Source organism: Alcanivorax sp. S6407 (assembly GCF_023016115.1).
Lineage (GTDB): Bacteria > Pseudomonadota > Gammaproteobacteria > Pseudomonadales > Alcanivoracaceae > Alcanivorax.
On sequence record NZ_JALKBH010000008.1, the window covers coordinates 65,721 to 84,747 of the forward strand.

A 19,027-nucleotide genomic window follows, 5' to 3' on the forward strand; every position below is an offset into this window, starting at 1 on the left:
GTGACTGACAAGCAAAAGACGGTACTGATTACTGGTGCTTCATCCGGCATCGGTTATGCCACCGCCCAGCTCTTTCAAAAGAAGGGCTGGAATGTGGTGGCGACTATGCGCAACCCCAGTGACGCCAGTGGCCTGGCGTCACTGCCGGGTGTGCTGGTGTTGCGGCTGGATGTGAATGACCGCGACAGCATTTACAGCGCGATCGAGGGTGCCATTGAAAAATTCGGTGCTATCGATGTGCTGGTTAACAACGCCGGTTATGGGCTGATGGGGGCCTTTGAAACCCTCAGTGAAGAGCAGATCATTCGCCAGTTTGATACTAATGTTTTCGGGCTGATGGAAACCTGCCGTGCGGTGCTGCCGCACTTCCGTGAGCGCAAGAGTGGAGCGCTGGTCAATGTGGCCAGCATGGTCGGCCGTGTGCCGTTGCCACTGTACAGCGTGTACAACTCCAGCAAGTGGGCGGTGGAAGGCTTTACTGAGGGGCTGGTCTATGAGCTGGCGCCGCTGGGTATCAATGTGAAGATCATCGAGCCGGGCGCAGTGAATACCGCCTTCTTTGGCCGTTCTTCCGACCGGGATAACCAGACCGGTGTGTCCACTTACGACAACTACGCCAAAGAGCAGTTCGGCGTCATGGACAAGACCGGGCCGGGCGGCTCGACCCCGGAACAGGCGGCGGAAGTGATCTATCGCGCCTCTACCGACGGCAGTTCCCGCCTGCGTTATAGCGTAGGGGTGGATGCCCGCATGCTGCTGACGGCACGACGCCTGCTGCCGGAAACCCTGTTCCGTTCCATGATTCGCATGAGTCTCTCGGACAAGGCGTTCAACAGCGTGGGCAAGTTGCTATACAAGCCCTGAAACAAGCCCTGATCAACGATGGCACCACCCGCCTGCGGGTGGTGCGACCGTTTGCAAAGCGGATTTTTCCCGGGCGAACTGGCGGGGGTTGGCAAGCTTGCCGCTACCCGGTCGGGTCAGATTCGCTTTGCAAGCGGAAGAAGCCGCTGTAGGAGCTTGCCTGCAAGCGATCCGAGCCCAAGCGAGAAAATCGGTTTCGGGTTACGAGAAGCGAGTTTCGAAAATCGATAAAATCATCGCCTGCAGGCAGGCTCCCACAGCGGGATATCTGTGCCGTATGGGAGGTTTACCACCAAAAAAAATGGCCGTCGAGGGGACGGCCAGAAGGGGGTTCATGGAGCCTGCCGGGGGGAGGTCTATGACTCCAGGGAGTCATCCTTGACTCCGGGGGTTTCAGAATGAGCGCAATCTCATTGGGTGGCCGCGAAGTTCGCTGACCGTGAGAAGATAATACGAGGGAAGGCTGGGGCAACCCAGCGCACTTGTTTGAGACGTTTGATCAAAAAATCTGATCAATAAATGGCCTGTATACCTAATTTGTCACTAATGATTTGCGCATAAGGTGGCGGGTCAGGCTGACGCCACCACGGTCGGCCTGTTCTTCCCCTTCACTATTGAAGCCCATGAACTGGAAGAAATCGTGGGCGGTCAGGCTCACATAAGCGGTGAGCCTGCTAACACCATCCACTCGGGCACCGTCCTCCAGATGCTGGTAGAGCAGCGTCGCGATGCCCACCCGGGCCGAATCCGGGTGCACGTAGATCATATTGATGCAGTCCTGCACACGCTGGGCAAAGCCCACTAGTTCCTGGTCCCATTCCGCCACCACGGTTTCGCCTTCGCTGAGTAGCGAGATCAGGCTGTCGTGGCTCTGCGCCTGACTCCAGGCATCTCTTTGTGCCTGATTATACTGGTCAGCAGTACCCACCTGGATGGCATCGCGGAAGACACTGATCAACTTGCTCACATCCGCGGATTCCAGCGGCCGGATCTGAAAAGGCAGAAAGGCGGCGAAGGGATCGGGTTCGTTGGCGGGAGGGTTGCCGGCGGCAGGGAGCTCGGGTTCAACCAGTGGCTTTGGTGGCGCGTCGGGCGCAGCCTGTGGTTTGGCAAAAAAGCGACGGATCCAGCCCATCATTACGGTGTCCCCCCGGCAGAATCTGCCTGTTCGCCATCGCCCTGTGCCGCTTCGGCCTCTTTCAGGGCGTCAATCTGTTCGCGAAGTGCCTTGAGGTAGGCATCTTGCTGATCCAGCAACTGACGGGTGGTCTGGTGCTGGGCTTCCAGTTCCTGTGTGCGCGCTTCCAGTTCTTGTTGTTCGCGCAGGCGGGCGTCGCGTTGCTCGGCATTGAGCAGCTCGCTATCACTGGCGTGCAGTGCATTGCACAGGGCCAGAAAGGGCAATGTGATTGGTATCAGACGACGCACGGAGCTTCCCCAAACTCAACGTGAAGGAGAGTCAGCATAGCAAAAACCGGGCGCTTTGGGGGAGGGGTATACCTTGCGCCAGGTTGTGTGAACAAGGTAAACGCCCTGTAGGGTCTTTGCTGGGGTTTGGTTAGGGCCAGTCCCGCAGGGAATAAGTTTGCATTAACGTGCCAATAAGCGTTTCTCCTCGCCTTTAAAAACAACAACGGCCTGTCGTCTTTGTGACGCCTGCGGCCACCCGGGAGGTCTTATGTTCACCCTGAATTTCAGCAAGCCCCAGCCCCTGATACGCCACCTTTGCATGACGGTTCTGGCCAGCTCCCTGCTGGCAGCTTGCGGTGGTGGCGGTTCGTCCTCGACCGTCGCGGCCAATACGTCCAGCTCTTCTGCCAACGAAGCCGCAGCGCAGGCCGGAACAAATGACACCCCGGATATTCCGGTGGTGGCTCGACGTGTTCCTGGCTACCAGACTCCCGGACTGGTCCTGGCGGAGGTCGATCCCGACAATACAACGGCCTCCTGCCGGGCCGGGCGGGCGTTGGTCGGCAGTGCCAATTATCAGGTGCTGCTGACTTCTTCCAGCGGTGAGACGATCAGTTTTCAGGTGATGGAGCCGGCCAATGTGGACTGTGTGACAGGTCACCCGTTGATGCTGCATGGCCACGGTTTTGGTGGTCAGCGGGTAACGGATCCGGCAGGTACGCAACTGCAGCGCTTGCTGGATAACGGTTACACGGTCATCAGTATTGATCAGCGCGGTTTCAATGAGAGTAGTGGCACCGTAAGAGTGATGGATCCCAATTTCGAGGGGCGTGACCTGCTGCAGATTCTCGACTGGGCGGAAACCCACCTTGATTATCTGGCTCACGATCGTCAGCCCGCGGGTGATTTCAACCTGGCAGCCGGTGCCACCGGTGGCAGCTATGGAGGCATGTATCAACTGCTGATTCACAACATCGACCCGCAACATCGTCTGGATGTGCTTACCCCGGATATCACGCCCCACGATCTGCGTGACAGCCTTAACCCCAATGGCACCATCAAGTCAGCATGGGATTTGCTGCTGGTGGCGGGGGGAGAGAGTGGCGCCAATCAGCCACTGTTGGGCGGCCTGGACCCGGCCATCAAGGAAACGCTGGTACGGGGCGCGGCGTTTAATGTGATGCACCAGGGGGCCTTGCCGTTCTTCTATTACCACAGCGCGGCCTACTTCCTGGAGGCATTGCCGGCGGATCAGCAGCAGCCTATGGACTTCCTGACGGCGCCGATAGCCGGCGGCCTTGAATACGAGTTCCCGGCGGTGCAGCCGGCGCCAGTGGATATTCTCTTTTCCCAGGGCATCCGCGACACCCTGTTCAACTTCAACGCAGGCTGGGAAAACTTTCAGGGATACCGGGCGCTGGGCGGCGATGTGCGCCTGATGGGGCACGAGACGGGCCATATTCTTCCCGAGATTGCCGGGCTGCTGGAACAACTCGGGCCGTTGGCAGAGGGCGTTGCTCCACTGCAGGATCTGCTCAACAGCCTGGGGGCGGATCTGCCTGAGTTGCAACAGGCGGGTGGAGCCGCAGCCTGTGGCGATCTGAGCCGCAACGATGCGGTGTTGGCGTTCCTCAATGAAAAGCTGGAGCCGCCACGGGCAGAGACACTCGCTGCAGAGGTGAGTGCCGCTGTGGACAGGCTGCAAAATGAAGTGTGCCTGCCCCTCAAGGATGGTGAAGCGGTATGGCGAACGCTGGCGCAAATCGATGATGAAAACCGGTTTGAAACGGCTGTGCCGGAAACGGCAGTGCCCATTCCCAACAGTCTTCCAGGGCTGACCAGCCTGCTGACACCGGTGTTTATCCCGCTGCAGAACCTGCCGGAGGAGCTGGCGGGAGTGGCAGGGATTGGTGCCCTGGATGTGACACTTGGTCTGCCTTTGCTTGGGGTACCGGAATACTGCAACGTGGATGCGGATCTGCCGGAAGAGCTGCCGGCCACCGGCTGTGATGCCATCGTTCATGTGGGCTGGGGTGCGCGTGTCGGAACCGAAGCTCCCCGACTGATCGATGATCAACTCACCCCGTTACGGGGCCTGGGTCAGCATCAGGTAGAGATGGTCGGTGTGGCAGAAGCGCTGGAAGAGGGCGAACAGCTGGGGCTGTTGGTCTACGGCTACCACCTGCAATACCTGTCCAGCCTGAGCCGGGATGTACTGGTGCCGGCAGTGACCCTGGAAGGGACGGTGCTGGTGCCGGTGCTTTGAGGAGCGAGTTGAAAGTTTAAAGTTGAAAGGCGCGGGGTGGATCTGGTGCTACACGACCACGCCACAGCCGCGCAGTTGCACTTGTAGGAGCGGTCGTTCGACCGCGATTAGAGCGACAGCGAGGGATGAGTTTCGAGTTACGAGAAGCGAGTTTTGAAAATCAAAACCCGTCAGGTGCATCGCAGGTTTTGCCTTTCGCAACTCGAAACTCGTCACTCGCTTCTGATTTATTCCTCGCCAAGGCTCGGATCGCTTGCAGGCAAGCTCCCACAGTAGGGGCGGCAAGCCCTTCGCGTGCTGCATGTTGCGTGCAGCGTCTCCTACCCCATCATTTGTCGCAGCACATAGTGGAGGATGCCACCGTTCTTGTAGTACTCCACTTCGGCGGCGGTATCCAGGCGGGAGATGGCCTCCACGGTCTGTTCCTTGCCGTCGCGGCGGAATACCACCTTCACGGTATCGCCGGCCTTGAGGCCGTTGGTCAGATCCGGGATATCCACCTCTTCCGTGCCATCCAGATTCAGGGTCTTGCGGTCGGTGCCTTCCGGGAATTGCAGCGGCAGTACGCCCATGCCGATCAGGTTGGAGCGGTGGATTCGTTCGAAGCTTTCCGCGATTACCGCTTTCACGCCCAGCAGGTTGGTGCCTTTGGCCGCCCAGTCGCGGCTGGAGCCGGTGCCGTATTCCTTGCCGGCCACCACCACGGTAGGCACGCCTTCGTTCTGGTAACGCATGGCTGCGCCGTAGATGGGGATCTCTTCGCCGCCGGGCAGGTGCCGGGTGAAGCCACCCTCGATGTCCGGGGTCATCTCGTTACGGATGCGGATGTTGGCGAAGGTGCCGCGCATCATCACTTCATGGTTGCCCCGGCGCGAGCCGTAGGAGTTGAAGTCGATGGGTTCCACATCATGGCCCTGCAGGTAATGGCCGGCGGGGGAGTCCGCCTTGATGGCCCCGGCGGGGGAGATGTGGTCGGTGGTGATGGAGTCGCCCAGCAGCGCCAGAATGCGGGCATTCTTCACTGGCACCACGTCGTCCACCTCGGCGGTGAGCCCGTCGAAGAAGGGCGGGTTCTGGATGTAGGTGGAGCTGCTGTCCCAGTCATAGGTCTGGGAATCCGGGATCGGCAGGCTCTGCCAGGTTTCATCCCCTTCGAACACGCTGGCGTACTGGTTGCGGAACATGTCGTTGTTGATCTTCACCAGCTCGGCCTGAATTTCATCGGAGCTGGGCCACACGTCCTTCAGGTAGACCAGGTTGCCCTCCTTGTCCTTGCCGATGGGATCCTTGTCCAGATCAATCTTCACCGTGCCCGCTAGCGCATAGGCCACCACCAGGGGCGGTGATGCCAGCCAGTTAGTACGCACACTCTGATGCACCCGGCCTTCAAAGTTGCGGTTACCGGAAAGCACGGAAGCGACCACCAGATCGCCGTCGCTGATGGCCTTGTCGATTTCCGGGGGCAGCGGGCCGGAGTTGCCGATGCAGGTGGTACAGCCATAACCCACCAGATCGAAGCCGATGTCATTAAGCGGTTTTTGCAGGCCGGTGACCTCAAGGTAATCGGTGACTACCTTGGAGCCGGGGGCCAGCGAGGTCTTCACCCAGGGCTTGCGGTTCATGCCTTTTTCGGCGGCCTTCTTCGCCACCAGACCGGCAGCCAGCATGACGCTGGGATTGGAGGTGTTGGTACAGGAGGTAATGGCAGCAATCACCACGTCACCGTGACTCATGTAGTGCTTCTGACCATCGATGACCACCGGCACCTGGCCGCCACTGGGTTCGTGATTGCCCACGGCGGTCTGGCCACCTTCCCCTTCCAGCTTGCTGATCTCGTCATCATTGAGCTTGAGGGTTTCGGTGACCACATCGATAAAGGTGCGCTTCACGGCGGTCAGTGGCACCCGGTCCTGGGGCCGTTTGGGGCCGGCCAGGCTGGGCACCACATCGCCCAGATCCAGTTCCAGTACATCGGTGAATACCGGATCCGGATCCGCGCTGGAGCGCCACAGGCCCTGGGCCTTGCAGTAGGCTTCCACCAGGGCAATGGTGTCTGCGTCGCGGCCGGACAGTTCCATGTATTCGGTGGTGCGTTCATCAATGGGGAAGAAGCCACAGGTGGCGCCGTATTCTGGGGCCATGTTGGCGATGGTGGCGCGGTCAGCCAGGGTCAGGTCGGCGAGGCCGTCGCCAAAGAATTCCACGAACTTGCCCACCACTCCGCGGCGACGGAGCATTTCGGTGACTGTCAGCACCAGGTCGGTGGCGGTGATCCCCTCGCGCAACTTGCCGCTGATCTTGAAACCGATCACCTCGGGAATCAGCATGGCAATGGGCTGGCCGAGCATGGCCGCCTCTGCCTCGATACCGCCCACACCCCAGCCCAGTACGCCCAGGCCGTTGATCATGGTGGTATGGGAATCGGTGCCCACCAGGGTGTCCGGGTAGGCGTAGGTGTTGCCGTCATCACTTTCGGAGGACCACACCCCCTTGGCCAGATATTCCAGGTTCACCTGGTGACAGATGCCGGTGCCCGGCGGTACCACACGGAAATTATTGAAGGCTTTCTGGCCCCAGCGCAGGAACTGGTAACGTTCGCGGTTACGCTGATATTCGATGTCCACGTTTTCGGAAAACGCCTGGGGATTGCCGAACTTGTCCACCATCACCGAGTGGTCGATGACCAGGTCCACCGGGGAGAGAGGGTTGATCCGTGACGGGTCGCCACCGGCCTTGCTGATGGCATCGCGCATGGCGGCCAGATCCACCACCCCGGGTACCCCGGTGAAATCCTGCATCAGTACCCGGGCCGGGCGGTAATTGATTTCATGGTCGGAGCGCTTGTGGTCCAGCCAGCGCACCACGGCTTCGATATCCTCGCCGGTGACACTTTCGCCATCTTCGAAACGGAGCAGATTTTCGAGCAGGACTTTCAGGGAGAAAGGCAGCTTGCTGAGGTCGCCCCAGCCCTTGTCGGCGACGGCGTTGAGATCGAAATAATGGTAGGTCTTGCCGTTGGCTTGCAGCGTTTTCTTGCTGTTCAGGGTGTCCTGGCCAATCCGTGTCACTGTACACCTCCTGGTGGATATGAGGGGGTCGTCCGCTGCCATTCTGGCCGCGGTAGAGTGGGACAACAGGGTCCTGCACGGTGCTGCCGGGACCCTGAATGCTTGGTTCCCTTGAGAGGATTCATACTACGCCCATATGGCGGCGACATGAAATATCGTCGCCGCCGGCGATACTGCCACGTGCCACCGGGCGGAAAGGTCGGCACGGTCAATGCGGTGTTTACTGGCAGGCCTTACTATGGCGCCCCCTGATTCGGATCACCTGGATTTTCCATGACCACAGCTTCCTATCCCCGCCGCGGCAACGGCTTTTCCCGCGCCCTGGCTCGCGGCTTTCTCAAGACCATTGGCTGGAAAGTGGTGAGTCCGCTCCCTGAGGTACCCAAGGCGGTGATCATTGGTGGTCCGCATACCTCCAACTGGGATGGCGTGGTGACCCTGGCGGCCATGATGGAGCTGGGGCTGGATGCCCACGTGATGATCAAGGACAGCGCCTTCAAGGGGCCTCTAGGTTCCCTGTTGCGCTGGATGGGCGCGCTGCCCATTGATCGCAGCAAGGCCGGGGGCGTGGTTGAGCAGACCGTGGCCCAGTTCAACGAGCATGACAAGCTGTTCATGATCGTGGCACCGGAAGGCACCCGCAGTGGCGCCAGCCAGTGGAAAACCGGCTTCTACCGGATTGCCAACCAGGCGGGCGTGCCGATCATCGTGGCCTCGGCAGATTACAGGAAGAAGGAAATCGACTTCCCGCTGGTGGTGCCTGCCTCAGGCGATCTGGAGGCGGATCTCGCCACCATTCTCAATTGCTACGCCCACGTACACCCTCGCCACCCGGAAAAACTCTCGGCACCGATCAAGGCATTGCGGGAAAAAGCGGGAAAAGCAGAATAGCTACAAGCTACAAGCTACAAGCTACAAGCTACAAGCTACAAGCTACAAGCTACAAGCTACAAGCTACGCTTGATTGGATAGAACAACCCGGAAAAGTTCCCGGGTTTTCAGCCTTTCTACGAAGCCGCTGTAGGAACGTAGCGCAGCGGAGTAACGCACGGAGTGCGGCCCCGAAGGGGTGAGCGCAGCGAATAACGAGCCTGCAAGCGATCCGAGCCTCGGCGAGGTCATGAGTTTCGAGTGACGAGAAGCGAGTTTCAAAGGCAGAACTTCAAAGCACTTCCAGGCTGCCACCTTTTGGTTTTCGAAACTCGTGACTCCAAACTCGCTTCTGGAATCCTTACCTCGCCGAGGCTCGGATCGCTTGCAGGCAAGCTCCTACAGAGAGATGTTGCACCGGTCAGGTTTCAGGCAGTCGAAGCCCCCCAAAAAAACCTCCCCGCAAGCGGGGAGGGATGCCTCCCGCGAACGGGAGGTGCAGGGTGATTCCTGATCAGTTGCCGCAGGCGCCAGCGTTGGTGTAGCTGCTGTCCACCACGGTGTTGATCCACTGGTCCAGCAGGGCGCTGGCTTCGGTGTGGGCCACGCTGCGGGCGATGGGGGGCATCATCCGCTGCGGATCGTTTTCCGCGGCTACCCGGCAGGACACGATGGAGCTGTCTGCGCTGCCCGGCACCAGTACATGCTGACGGCCACAGGAGCCGCCGCCGGTGGCGGTGGGTTTCTTGCACACGCCGTAGCTGGCATCCACATCCCGGAAGTGATCCAGGTAGTAGCCGGTGTTGGAAGCGGCGCCCTTGTCGTTGTGACAGTGCTGGCAGTTCACTTCCAGATAGGCGCGCACGCGGCTTTCAACATCGGCGTCAGAGCCTGCCGTGGCACCGCTATCACCGGGCACGTTCCAGTGCGGGATGCGCTCGATGTTGGTGGCGATACCGTTGCTGACAGTGAGCTCCGGGGTGCCACTGAGAATGCCCACATCGCTCCAGTACTGCAGCTGGTTCACCGCCGGGAATCCGGCCTGACCGGTGTTGCCCATGAAGGCAGATTCGGCCTTGTAGGGGCGGTTCAGGTTGCGCGGCTTGGGGCCGATCGGCGCGCTGCCAGCAGGCTGGTCGTCATTGCCGTGGCAAGTAATGCACTGGTTGGCGTTAGGCACGGAATAGCCGCTGGTGCTGCCTGTGAGCAGGGTGCCGGAGTCCGCATCGCGGTAATGCCATTCTGCCGAGACAGTGCCGCCACCCATGGACAGACGCGCAACCATTTCGCCATTTTCCTCAGCCCAGATGTAGGGCAGGCCTTCCCAGAAGGGTTTGCCGCTGCTGCTGGTACGTTTGATCAGCAGGCGGGTTTCCACCAGCGTTTCGGTGCCCTCACTTTCATTGGTAAAGGCAAAGGTTTTGGCGATCACGGTACCGGTGGGGAAGTGGATGCCGCCATTCAGATTGTTGCCCTCCTGGCCGTCGCGGTACACCGCCTTGGTGCCGGGGGGTACAAAGACCACGCGGTACTTGGTGGCGTAATCCGAGAACAGTTTGCTGTTCAGCACATAGGGGACGCCGCCTTCGTTGGGCAGGCTGCGTGGGTCATCCGCGGTGGCGAACAGGTTGTACTGGTCCAGGCGCGGACAGTTTACTGCCAGGGCCGCACGGTTGATCTCGCTGCCAGCGACTTCGCTGTTGCACAGTTGCTCTACCACTTCAGGGTCCGGTGCCGGATCGAAATCACCGCTACGCTCGAAGGGCGGGATCACTACTCGCGGCAGGGAATCCAGCACGCTGCCAAAGCGGGTTTGGCAATCGTGATCTGAAATATTGGTATCGGATGGCATGTTCATCAGGCCTTCCAGGGCATCCAGCAGCCCATCCGGGGAGAGGATGGAAAAGTCTTGTTCTGCCAGCGCCAGCACCAGTTCCAGGCCATCGGTGCCATGGAAGTTCAGGTAGGTTTCACTGTCATCGGCGTATTCGTTGTCGTGGAAACAGGAACCCCATTTGGGCTGAAGCCGGGCGCCTTCGTCATCAAACTTGTAGGCGTTGTAATGACAGCTTGGGTTGGGGTGTTCATTTGTGTGGATCGGCTTGCCATTGCTGTCCATGGGCACCGGGTTGCCACTGCTGTCTTTCGGGTAGGGGCAGTCAGCGTCCAGCTCATCTCGTAGTCCATCCCAGACGATGTGGGCGCCTTTGCCAAGATTCAGAATGTTGTCGAGGCTGCCCAGCAACTGGGTGGGATCGTTAATGGTCGGCAAATTCTTCAGGCCGATCAGGGTAGGCAGGACACTTTCCACTTCGCCGTTGGCCACTTTTTCCAGGTTTGGCGGTGGCAGATCGTAGCCGGATTTTTTCATCACGTTGTTGTGAATGTGCAGCCCCTCGGTATAGGGGTCGAGCTTTCGGTCCGCCGTTTTTCCCTTGCCATCAATCAGTTCATAGCTGGTATAGATTACCGCGGCAGTACTATGGTCTTCGAAGGTGTTGTTGAGCACTTCGATGTTGTCGTAACCGAGGGTGATGAAACCGGTACCACGAGGCACCGCGGACACCAGACCACTGTGGGCAAAGTTGTAGGTGTTGTTGTTGCGGGCCAGGTTGTTGATCATCACCGAGGTATCGCCGTATTGGGTGATGTTTTCCAGATCGTAGATCAGGAAGCCACCGGTATTACACTCGGCCACATTGTTATCGTACTCACCGCCCTGAACGTTTTCGATTTCAAAACCCATTACGTTGTAGACGGCACGGCTGTCACGAATGATCGCGGTGTTGGTCTGCCCCACATAGATACCGGCATCGGAAGCGCCAACGGATTCGCTACCTTCCACCAGAATATTCTCTGATTCCACCGGATAAATACCGTAGCGGCCACTGGCCGAGCTGGGCACGTAATCCGGTGTGGGGTCTCCTTCATTGAAAGGCGGCTTGGTACAGGCCACGTTGAGCCGGTCAGCATAGTTGTCTTCGGTAATCTGGCCGCCACCACCGGACCAGATGGCACGCACGTTGCGCAGGGTGCCCCACTTGACGCCTTTCAGTTTGAAGGCATCACCGGGAGAATCGAGGATGGTCAGGTCCTCCACGGTGATGCCGCGGATGTTGAGCGCTTCCAGACCGGTTACATTGACGCTGTCCTTGAACGACAGGACGGTCTCGTCCTTGCCGCAGCCCTTGATCAGGACATCTTCGGTAGCCTGAATCAACAGGCCCTGATCCAGATTGAAGTAGCCACATTCGAACTGCAGGGTGTCTCCCGGGCGCAGCTGTATCATGGCGTCGACCATGTCCTGGGTGGAGCTGTCACCGGGGCTGACCACAAAGGTGCGGCCGTCGCCAGCGAGGGGCGGGCTGCCCGTGTCACCGTCGTCACCTCCATTGCCATTCCCTCCATTATTGGGGGCGGGCGTATTAGCGGGAGCGACGGCACTGCTGCTGCCGCCACCACCGCAGCCGGTGAGGCTGATCGCGCTGGCCAACAAGGCCAGCGCCAAAGGTCGGGTGAGTTTTATGCTCATGATGTTCCCCTGAATGTGCTTTTTGTTTTGGGCCATTACTGCGTGGCCTGTTCCAGTCGTTCCCACATCCGTATGTAGGCTTCCGCCGAGGTGAATAGCTGGTTAACAGCATCGTCCACCTGTTCCTCCGAGCGGTCGCTGTTGGCGATCATGTCGGCAATCTGGTCCGGGTAGAGACCGTAGTGGGCAACCCCGCGGCCTTCGTAAAGGCTGAAGGCGTGATCACCGGTCAGTTGCTTGTCGAAGACCACGCGACCATCCACAGAGGTGAAGGGATACAGCGAGGCTTCCTGATCGGGGGTGCCGGGGTTGCCGACCAGGTTGGCAATGCCATTGACGTCAGAGGCGAAGGGGGCGCCGCCGAATGGACCCACCTTGAATTCGTCAGCACGGGGCCGGTTGCCGTCGCGGGTAAGCTGGTCCACCCAATCCCCACGGACACTGCCGAAGGAGGCGGCAATACCGCCCTGAGCCGCCACCTGGTCCCGCAGGTCTTCGGTGCCACCCCAGCCGCCGTGACTGTTGATCACCGGGTAGCCGCGGGCGCCGGTCACTTCCAGAATCTGGTTGGCGGCCTTGCGGCTGATGTGGTCGGTTTCGATCATCATGCCGCGTTTGGTGAGTTCCTCGATCAGGAAGAAACCCAGATCGGTGAGGCCACGGGTGTTGCACAGGTGATCGGTTCCGCGGCGCGGATCGTATTCCGCCAGCTCTTCCGGAGTGGCGGGGAAACGCTCACCTGCGTAATCGATCTGGAACAGCAACTGATCGAAGATGCCAAAGGGTTGCAGGGTGTCGGCGAGCGGGGTGCTGGTGTCGCCGTGTTCGTGTTCCGGACATTCTTCAAATTCAATGGTGTGACCGGTTTCCAGCAGGTTGCCGCCATACAGCACCGCGCCGATGCCGATGCCATCGGAAAGATCCGGCAAGTGTCCCCCAAAGGCGTTATCAAACTTGTGTACCGGGAACAGGCTGCGCACATCCATGGCGTAGAGCCGGTCGAGGCGCTCGACGATTTCGTCCCGGTTGCACTCCGCCACATCCAGGAACTCGCCGCAGTTGAGTGCCTTGGACGCTTCCACGCCAAGGATCACCGCCATCTTGCCATCGGCAATCACCTCTCGGGCCTGGGCCGGGGCGGTGACGATGCGGAACCAGCCCTCGCCGGGGCCGCCGCTTTGGGCATCAATATAGTCCTGCATGCGATGCATCTGCTCCGCCTGCATTTCAATGGCGGCCATGGTGTCGCAGTCATTCTGTTTCTGAGGATTGATCTGGCAGAGGATTTCGTTGTGCACCAGATGGTTTACAAGAATCTTCAGGCCGGAAAGGTGGGCCCGCTCTATCCACTTGTAGTAGCTCTGGTGATGCTGCAGGGAGTTACTGCGTGGCCAGTACGGAAAGTCCGGCCAGCCACGGGTGGCATGGGGCCCCGGGGTACTGGTGACCTGTTCCACCACCCCGGTGAGACCTTCCGGGCCGTGGTTTTCCGCGCAGTCATGCAGTGCATGGTCAACCCCGAACTTGTGGAAGGGGTCGCCGTAGTTAATACGCCCGCCAATGAATTCGTAGGCGGAGATATGGCTGTGGGCATCCACGTAGCCAAAGATGTCGTCGTTATCCAGGCCCGGTACATTGCGGAAGCGTTCCACATCACGGAGATAGATGGCGGGGCCCGGCGCTTCCACTTCGGCGCTAACCATGGCCTCGGGGTAACTGGCGCACTGTTCTGCCGGTGCCAGGGTGAAGCGGGCATTGTCATCTTCCAGGCTGGGGGAGCTTAGGGTCAGCCCGTCATCACTGGCAGTCAGCAGCAGACCGGTGACTTGGGAGGCCAGCGTAAAGCGCTCCCCTTCGCTGGGGTTAAGGTTCCAGACCGCCAGATCGCTGGCCCTGTCCACCTTGCCAAGGGCCGGCTGAACATCGATATCACCAATATTGTCGCCCAGTCCGTCCAGGCTTTCGCCCAGCTCTCTCAGCAGGCCGCCCAGTGGGGCCACCGGGTCGAGGACCAGATTGAGGGTGTCGCCGAGACCAGAGACCAGATAGCTGACTTCGCCGATGAAGTTGCCACCTTGATCCAGAAACTCCCCGGCGGGATCACTGATGCCCAGCAGTTCGATGCTGCCGTAGGCTCCCGGAGCGCGCTGGTAATCGGATACCAGCAGATAGCGGCCGAGGGCTGTGGGTTTGAGGTAAAAGGCAGTGGCGTCAGTGGCGTTCGTGGTCAGCTGGTAGCTGTCTGCGTCAGCCTGCAGAAAGCGGCCTTCACTGGCGAGGGTGTAGCAGCTATTGGCAACGCTGTAGCGGGTCAGCGGTTGCGGTTCTTCCGGTGGCTTGTTGGGAGAGGGCGGGGGTGTCACAGGTTGCTGTTGATCCGTGGGCGATGTGTTCGCGCCCTGGGGCGCAGTGGCGCTGCTGCCTCCCCCTCCGCAGGCTGACAGGAAAGTGGCAACAGCAGTAACTGCCACCAGTGGCAGTGTCTTGTTGATCGACATGGCGTACCCCTCGGAGATCCATTCTGTTTGTCTGCGCACGAAGCTGTGATTGGAGTTATGAACGACGGCGCAATGTTATTGGTACGTTTGTACCTTTTTTGTGGGAGGAGGTGCTGTTGCAGATTTGTGAGGGTTCTTGACGCTTTCTTTACGGGTTGTAGTCGGGGGGAGAAAACAGTTTCGAGGGGCGAGGAGCGAGTTTCGAAAGGCAAACCCCGAATCCAGAATCAGCCCACCGGTTTGAGATTTTCGCAACTCGTTACTCGACACTCGCGTCGGTAATCCTTGCCTCGCTTGGGCTCGGATCGCTTGCAGGCAGGTTCTTTGTGCCGGGCAGTCTTCGGTTGTTACCTCCGTTGCACTCCGGCTCCCACTGCGAGGTATAGCGAGGGTTTTACTGATGCCAAAAGGCATGGAGGGAGGGGGCGGAATTTGATGTTGAGCCAATAAGAGGAGATTGTTTCCCTGATTCAAAAAAGAACAGGTGTTCTCATTTAATGTTGGTTAGGGTCTCGGAGGGGGTTAACGCTTAAGTGCCTTTATATACAGGTATTTTATTATATCTTGCTAAATTTCCGCTTGAATGTGATTCGATAATTGAACGTTTGTACACAAAAGTCATGATTCTTGTTGGTGGAGAGATGAAAGGTTTGGGATGGGGGATAAGTGGGGCTGCGTCGGTACACATATTTACGCAAAGTGTTTGTTCTTGTGGAGCGGGACGCCCTCGTCATGGGCGCAGGGCTCCTCCAGGCCGGATCAGGCGGGTACGTCTGAAAGCCGCTGAAAATAGTGATGATAAAAGGAGGGATTAGGTTGCTGTAAATGAGGGTCTTGCCTTTGGGGGGCTCCGCCACGATGAGCAGATGTTTGCCTTCACCGCGCCTTGGGAGCGTGGCAGGCAATCAGGTAATGAGGCTTGTCGCTACGGCAGGGGGCCGGGCAAAAAATAATAATGAAACGTAATGGAGTACCTATGGAGTTTTTAGGCAGGGCTGCGGTTGCCATGGTGTTGTCTACCATATCGGCAACTGCTTTCGCAGAAATGACGCTGGAAGAACGTCTCGCAGAGGCAGAAAAGCGTCTCCAGGTTCTTGAGCAGCAACCTCAGGTCAGTACCAGTCTGGATGAGAAAATCAAGATTGATGGCTTCATGACCTTCGCCATGGAGCGTTCCTCGGGTACACGCTCATCTTCAGGAGAGCGTCTTGTGTTTTCCGAAGACGTGGCCAGTGATGAGTGGAACATGAACAGCCTGACCCGTGCGGGGATCCAGTTTTCCGGGGAGATCAATGAAAAAACGGAAGCGGTTGTTCAAGTACTCGGCCGAGCGGATGAGAACTACGATGCGGGAGTGCAGTGGGCGTATGTGTCCTATGAGCTTGCGCCATCATTGAAGGCACGAGCGGGGCGCCTTGTACTGCCTTTTTACCTGCACTCTCAATATACCCAGGTGGGTTATGCCTATAACTGGGTTACCTTGCCGGAGGAAATGTATTCAGTCATTCCTCTGGATACCCATGAGGGGATTGATCTGACCTGGAAGCTGTTAACCGGGCCGGTAGCCAGCAGTATCAACGTGTTTTGGGGCGGCATGGATGTTCCTGCCAACGGTCTGCAATTCAAGGTGCGAGATCAGCATGGGGCCAATATTCGTTCAGACGCAGGGAACTGGTCACTCTGGTACAGCTATACGAATAGCCGGGTAAGCGTGGATCTTTCGCCGCTGGCACCGGATCCGTTGCTTGTGCCTGCCTTCACTGCCCTGAACATGGATGAGCACTATGCCTACTTTACCGGTGTGGGCCTGCAGTACGACAACGGTTCATTCTTCACTCTTGGTGAGGTCGGACGGCTGGATCTCTCAACCCCCAGTCACTGGTTTCCCCGGCTTGAGTCTGCCTACGTCACCATGGGATATCGCATTGGCAAGCTGACTCCCCAGGTCACCTGGGCGAGGATTGACCATAGTGATTTTGGTCATGTGGATACTTCCAATCCGGTGGCGCCACTGATATTTGATAATTTTGCAGACCGTCAGAAAAGCTGGACCTTTACAGCGCGATACGACCTGACGCCGGGCCTGGCACTCAAAGCTGAAGTGACGCGCAACTATGATATTGGCGACAGTGAATACCCTTCCAAAGGGTTGTATGACAGCAGCTGCGATGTTGCGACAGCGGGGGTGGGCTGTGGGCAGCCTGATGATGATGATCCGATGATCTACCGCCTGGCGGTGGAAACGGTTTTTTAAGGGAGGATTGTCATGAAAAATAAAATGATTGTAATGCTGCTCTCCCTGATATGTCCGGTTCTGGTGGATGCGCAGATGCTGGTGGTGGCTGCATCCAATTCGGAACTTGCGTCACTGAGTGAAAGCAGTGTTAGGCAACTTTATATGGGGAATACACGCAGTGCAGGTGGTTCCGCGGTTCTGTTACTGGACATGCCTGAGGGTAGTACCTCGCGAAAGTCGTTCTATCGTCGCGTGGCTGACAAGAGTGAATCCCAGCTCAAATCCTACTGGGCACGGATGATCTTTACCGGCAGGGGAACTCCGCCCAGGCAGGTGGGGAGTGCGCAGGAAATGGTCAGCACGTTGAAGGCAAACCCGGGAATGTTGGGTTACCTGGAAGAGCGGGACTTGCAGCCAGGATTGAAAGTGCTTTTGCGATTACCTTGAGGTAATGAACAGAAATGGCCAGCCGACGCTGGCCATTTTTTTACCGCAACCTCAGATCAAATCTCAGGCCGCGACCTGTTGTGAGTGGCCATCGATGGGTTTGGTCAGGTAACCCAGCATCAGGTTGGCGATGTCGATGTCGGGCTGGTAATGCAGGAACAAGCCGCCCAGGGTGCCGAAGACTCGGGCCAGCATGATGAAGTCATCAGGCATGCTTTCCACCGGGTCCTGTTCCAGCTGGCCGAGCAGGTCGGCCAGTTGCTGCATCACCGCTTCAGAGGAAGGCCAGCCGTCTTGCTGATCCGGGTTGATAATAGCTTCGCGGACCTGGTCGAGAATGGCTGAAACGAACGCCAGCAAGGTGTCGGATCGGCCGCTGCGAGTGCGGAAACCCAGTTTTTCCAGTGTCTCGGCAATCACGGTGGGCTCATCAACCACACAGGCCTGCAGCACCCGGAAGTAACCGTGGCGGGCTTCACGGCTGATGGCCTGGCTGCAACCGAAATCCAGCAGCACCAGCTCACCCTGATCTGACACCATGATATTTCCCGGGTGTGGATCAGCATGGAAATGACCGCCGTGCAGCACCTGGCTGAACCAGGCATCCAGCAGGCGGTGCAGAACCAGATTTAGGGCGGCAGGGTTGTGCTGTGCCAGTTCATCGAGCACCACGGTCAGCTTGCGACCCTTGATGAAGGCGGTGGTCAACACCCGGCGGGTGCTCAGCGAAGACACCAGTGCCGGTGTCGTGACCCCTTCCACGTTGTTCAGTTGGTTGCCGATGCTGTCGAGAATGCGTGCTTCGCGCTCATAGTCCAGCTCTTCCCGGACGGTGCGCTGAATTTCGCGAACAATCGTATCGGTATCAATGGGCGGCAGGGCGCTTTTCACGGCATCCACAAAGACTTTGAGAATAGCCATGTCCAGTTCCACCAGTTCATCCAGTCCCGGCCGCTGAATCTTTACCGCCACCTCGGTGCCGTCTGCGAGCCGTGCCTGATGAACCTGGCCAATACTGGCTGCCGCCAGGGGGTGCGGATTGAATTCGGCAAATAATTCCTCCAGTGGTTTGCCGAAGTCTTCCTCGATCACGGTGCGAACCTCTTCAAAGGCAATCGGGCTGACCTGATCCTGAAGAATGGCGAGAGCATCGACCCAGGGTTGTGGCAACAAGTCGGGACGGCTGGAGAGCAACTGGCCGATTTTCAAAAAGGCGCCACCCTGCTTTTGAGAGGTTTCCAGGAAGCGCTGGGCATTGCGTTCATGCAGGGCCATCAGGGCCTTGTCGCGCATACTGGCGGGCAAAAACGCCGAGCGGGTGTTCCACAGGCGGTAGCTGGTGAGGATCTTGGTCAGCATCCAGCCGGTTACGCTCAGGCGCTTGAGGCGGGCGGGCCAGCGCCGTGCCTCGTCAGCCAGCTGTTGCATCTCCTCGTTCACGGCATTGGCGCCGCGACCGATGGCCTGGCAGGCGCGGAACGCCTGGTCGGCCAGGTCTCGGCCCTGCCAGGCGGCAGATTCAATGGCCTTGATACAGCCATTGATCACCGCCAGCCAGGCCTTGAGCCCGCTGTCCTGCTGACGCTGATCAGCAAAGTCGGTCAGTGGCTGCCAGGCAGCGCTGGAGTCCTGAATGTGTTTTGTGTCGTGGTCGCTCATGCTCACGCACCCTTGTTGGTGAATAAGTGTTCACAATGTAGCTGGCTTAAAGTCGGCACGCAAGACAAAATGCACAGGTGTTCACTTTTGGTTCGGTAGACGGTGGAGGGGCAGGAGACGCCAAAAATGGCTTTATGCAACTTTAGGAGGTCAATAAAGCTATGGGTGAGTGCACAG

At 58.6% G+C, this 19,027-nt stretch carries 11 protein-coding genes; 5 read left to right on the forward strand and 6 right to left on the reverse strand.

Annotated features, from left to right (window positions below):
* Nucleotides 1-864: an SDR family oxidoreductase gene (locus MWU49_RS15595; RefSeq protein WP_246974097.1), complete on the forward strand. Its 864-nt coding sequence runs from the start codon at nt 1-3 to the stop codon at nt 862-864.
* 532 nt (nt 865-1,396) lie between these two features.
* Here the strand turns inward: MWU49_RS15595 and MWU49_RS15600 are convergent.
* Both MWU49_RS15600 and MWU49_RS15605 read right to left on the reverse strand, forming a co-directional pair.
* Nucleotides 1,397-2,002, reverse strand: coding sequence for a GNAT family N-acetyltransferase (locus MWU49_RS15600; RefSeq protein WP_246974099.1), 606 nt, complete (start codon nt 2,000-2,002; stop codon nt 1,397-1,399).
* Nucleotides 2,002-2,292, reverse strand: coding sequence for a hypothetical protein (locus MWU49_RS15605; protein WP_246974100.1), 291 nt, complete (start codon nt 2,290-2,292; stop codon nt 2,002-2,004). Before MWU49_RS15605 ends, MWU49_RS15600 begins: the two co-directional genes overlap by 1 nt.
* Before the next feature lie 250 nt (nt 2,293-2,542).
* On the opposite strand from MWU49_RS15605, the gene MWU49_RS15610 reads away from it, so the two are divergent.
* Complete coding sequence (locus tag MWU49_RS15610) at nt 2,543-4,540, forward strand: CocE/NonD family hydrolase (RefSeq protein ID WP_246974102.1); 1,998 nt, start codon at nt 2,543-2,545, stop codon at nt 4,538-4,540.
* Between the two features lie 320 nt (nt 4,541-4,860).
* On the opposite strand, the gene acnA is transcribed toward MWU49_RS15610, so the two are convergent.
* Nucleotides 4,861-7,608, reverse strand: coding sequence for an aconitate hydratase AcnA (gene acnA, locus MWU49_RS15615; protein WP_348646709.1), 2,748 nt, complete (start codon nt 7,606-7,608; stop codon nt 4,861-4,863).
* A 273-nt stretch (nt 7,609-7,881) separates the two neighbouring features.
* On the opposite strand from acnA, the gene MWU49_RS15620 reads away from it, so the two are divergent.
* Nucleotides 7,882-8,499, forward strand: coding sequence for a lysophospholipid acyltransferase family protein (locus MWU49_RS15620; RefSeq protein ID WP_246974104.1), 618 nt, complete (start codon nt 7,882-7,884; stop codon nt 8,497-8,499).
* Between the two features lie 493 nt (nt 8,500-8,992).
* On the opposite strand, the gene MWU49_RS15625 is transcribed toward MWU49_RS15620, so the two are convergent.
* Entirely contained in the window at nt 8,993-12,010 is a 3,018-nt protein-coding gene (locus tag MWU49_RS15625; protein ID WP_281502357.1) for a parallel beta-helix domain-containing protein, read from the reverse strand.
* A gap of 35 nt (nt 12,011-12,045) precedes the next feature.
* Nucleotides 12,046-14,508 carry a membrane dipeptidase gene (locus MWU49_RS15630; protein ID WP_246974106.1) on the reverse strand — a complete coding sequence of 821 codons (2,463 nt, stop codon included), beginning with the start codon at nt 14,506-14,508 and terminating at the stop codon, nt 12,046-12,048.
* Between the two features lie 976 nt (nt 14,509-15,484).
* On the opposite strand from MWU49_RS15630, the gene MWU49_RS15635 reads away from it, so the two are divergent.
* On the forward strand, nt 15,485-16,762 hold the full coding sequence (locus MWU49_RS15635; protein WP_246974109.1) for a porin: 1,278 nt from the start codon (nt 15,485-15,487) through the stop codon (nt 16,760-16,762).
* 12 nt (nt 16,763-16,774) lie between these two features.
* Entirely contained in the window at nt 16,775-17,191 is a 417-nt protein-coding gene (locus MWU49_RS15640; protein WP_246974112.1) for a hypothetical protein, read from the forward strand.
* 63 nt (nt 17,192-17,254) lie between these two features.
* Here the strand turns inward: MWU49_RS15640 and MWU49_RS15645 are convergent, their stop codons facing one another.
* Complete coding sequence (locus MWU49_RS15645; protein ID WP_246974114.1) at nt 17,255-18,850, reverse strand: AarF/UbiB family protein; 1,596 nt, start codon at nt 18,848-18,850, stop codon at nt 17,255-17,257.
* Nucleotides 18,851-19,027 lie beyond the last annotated feature (177 nt).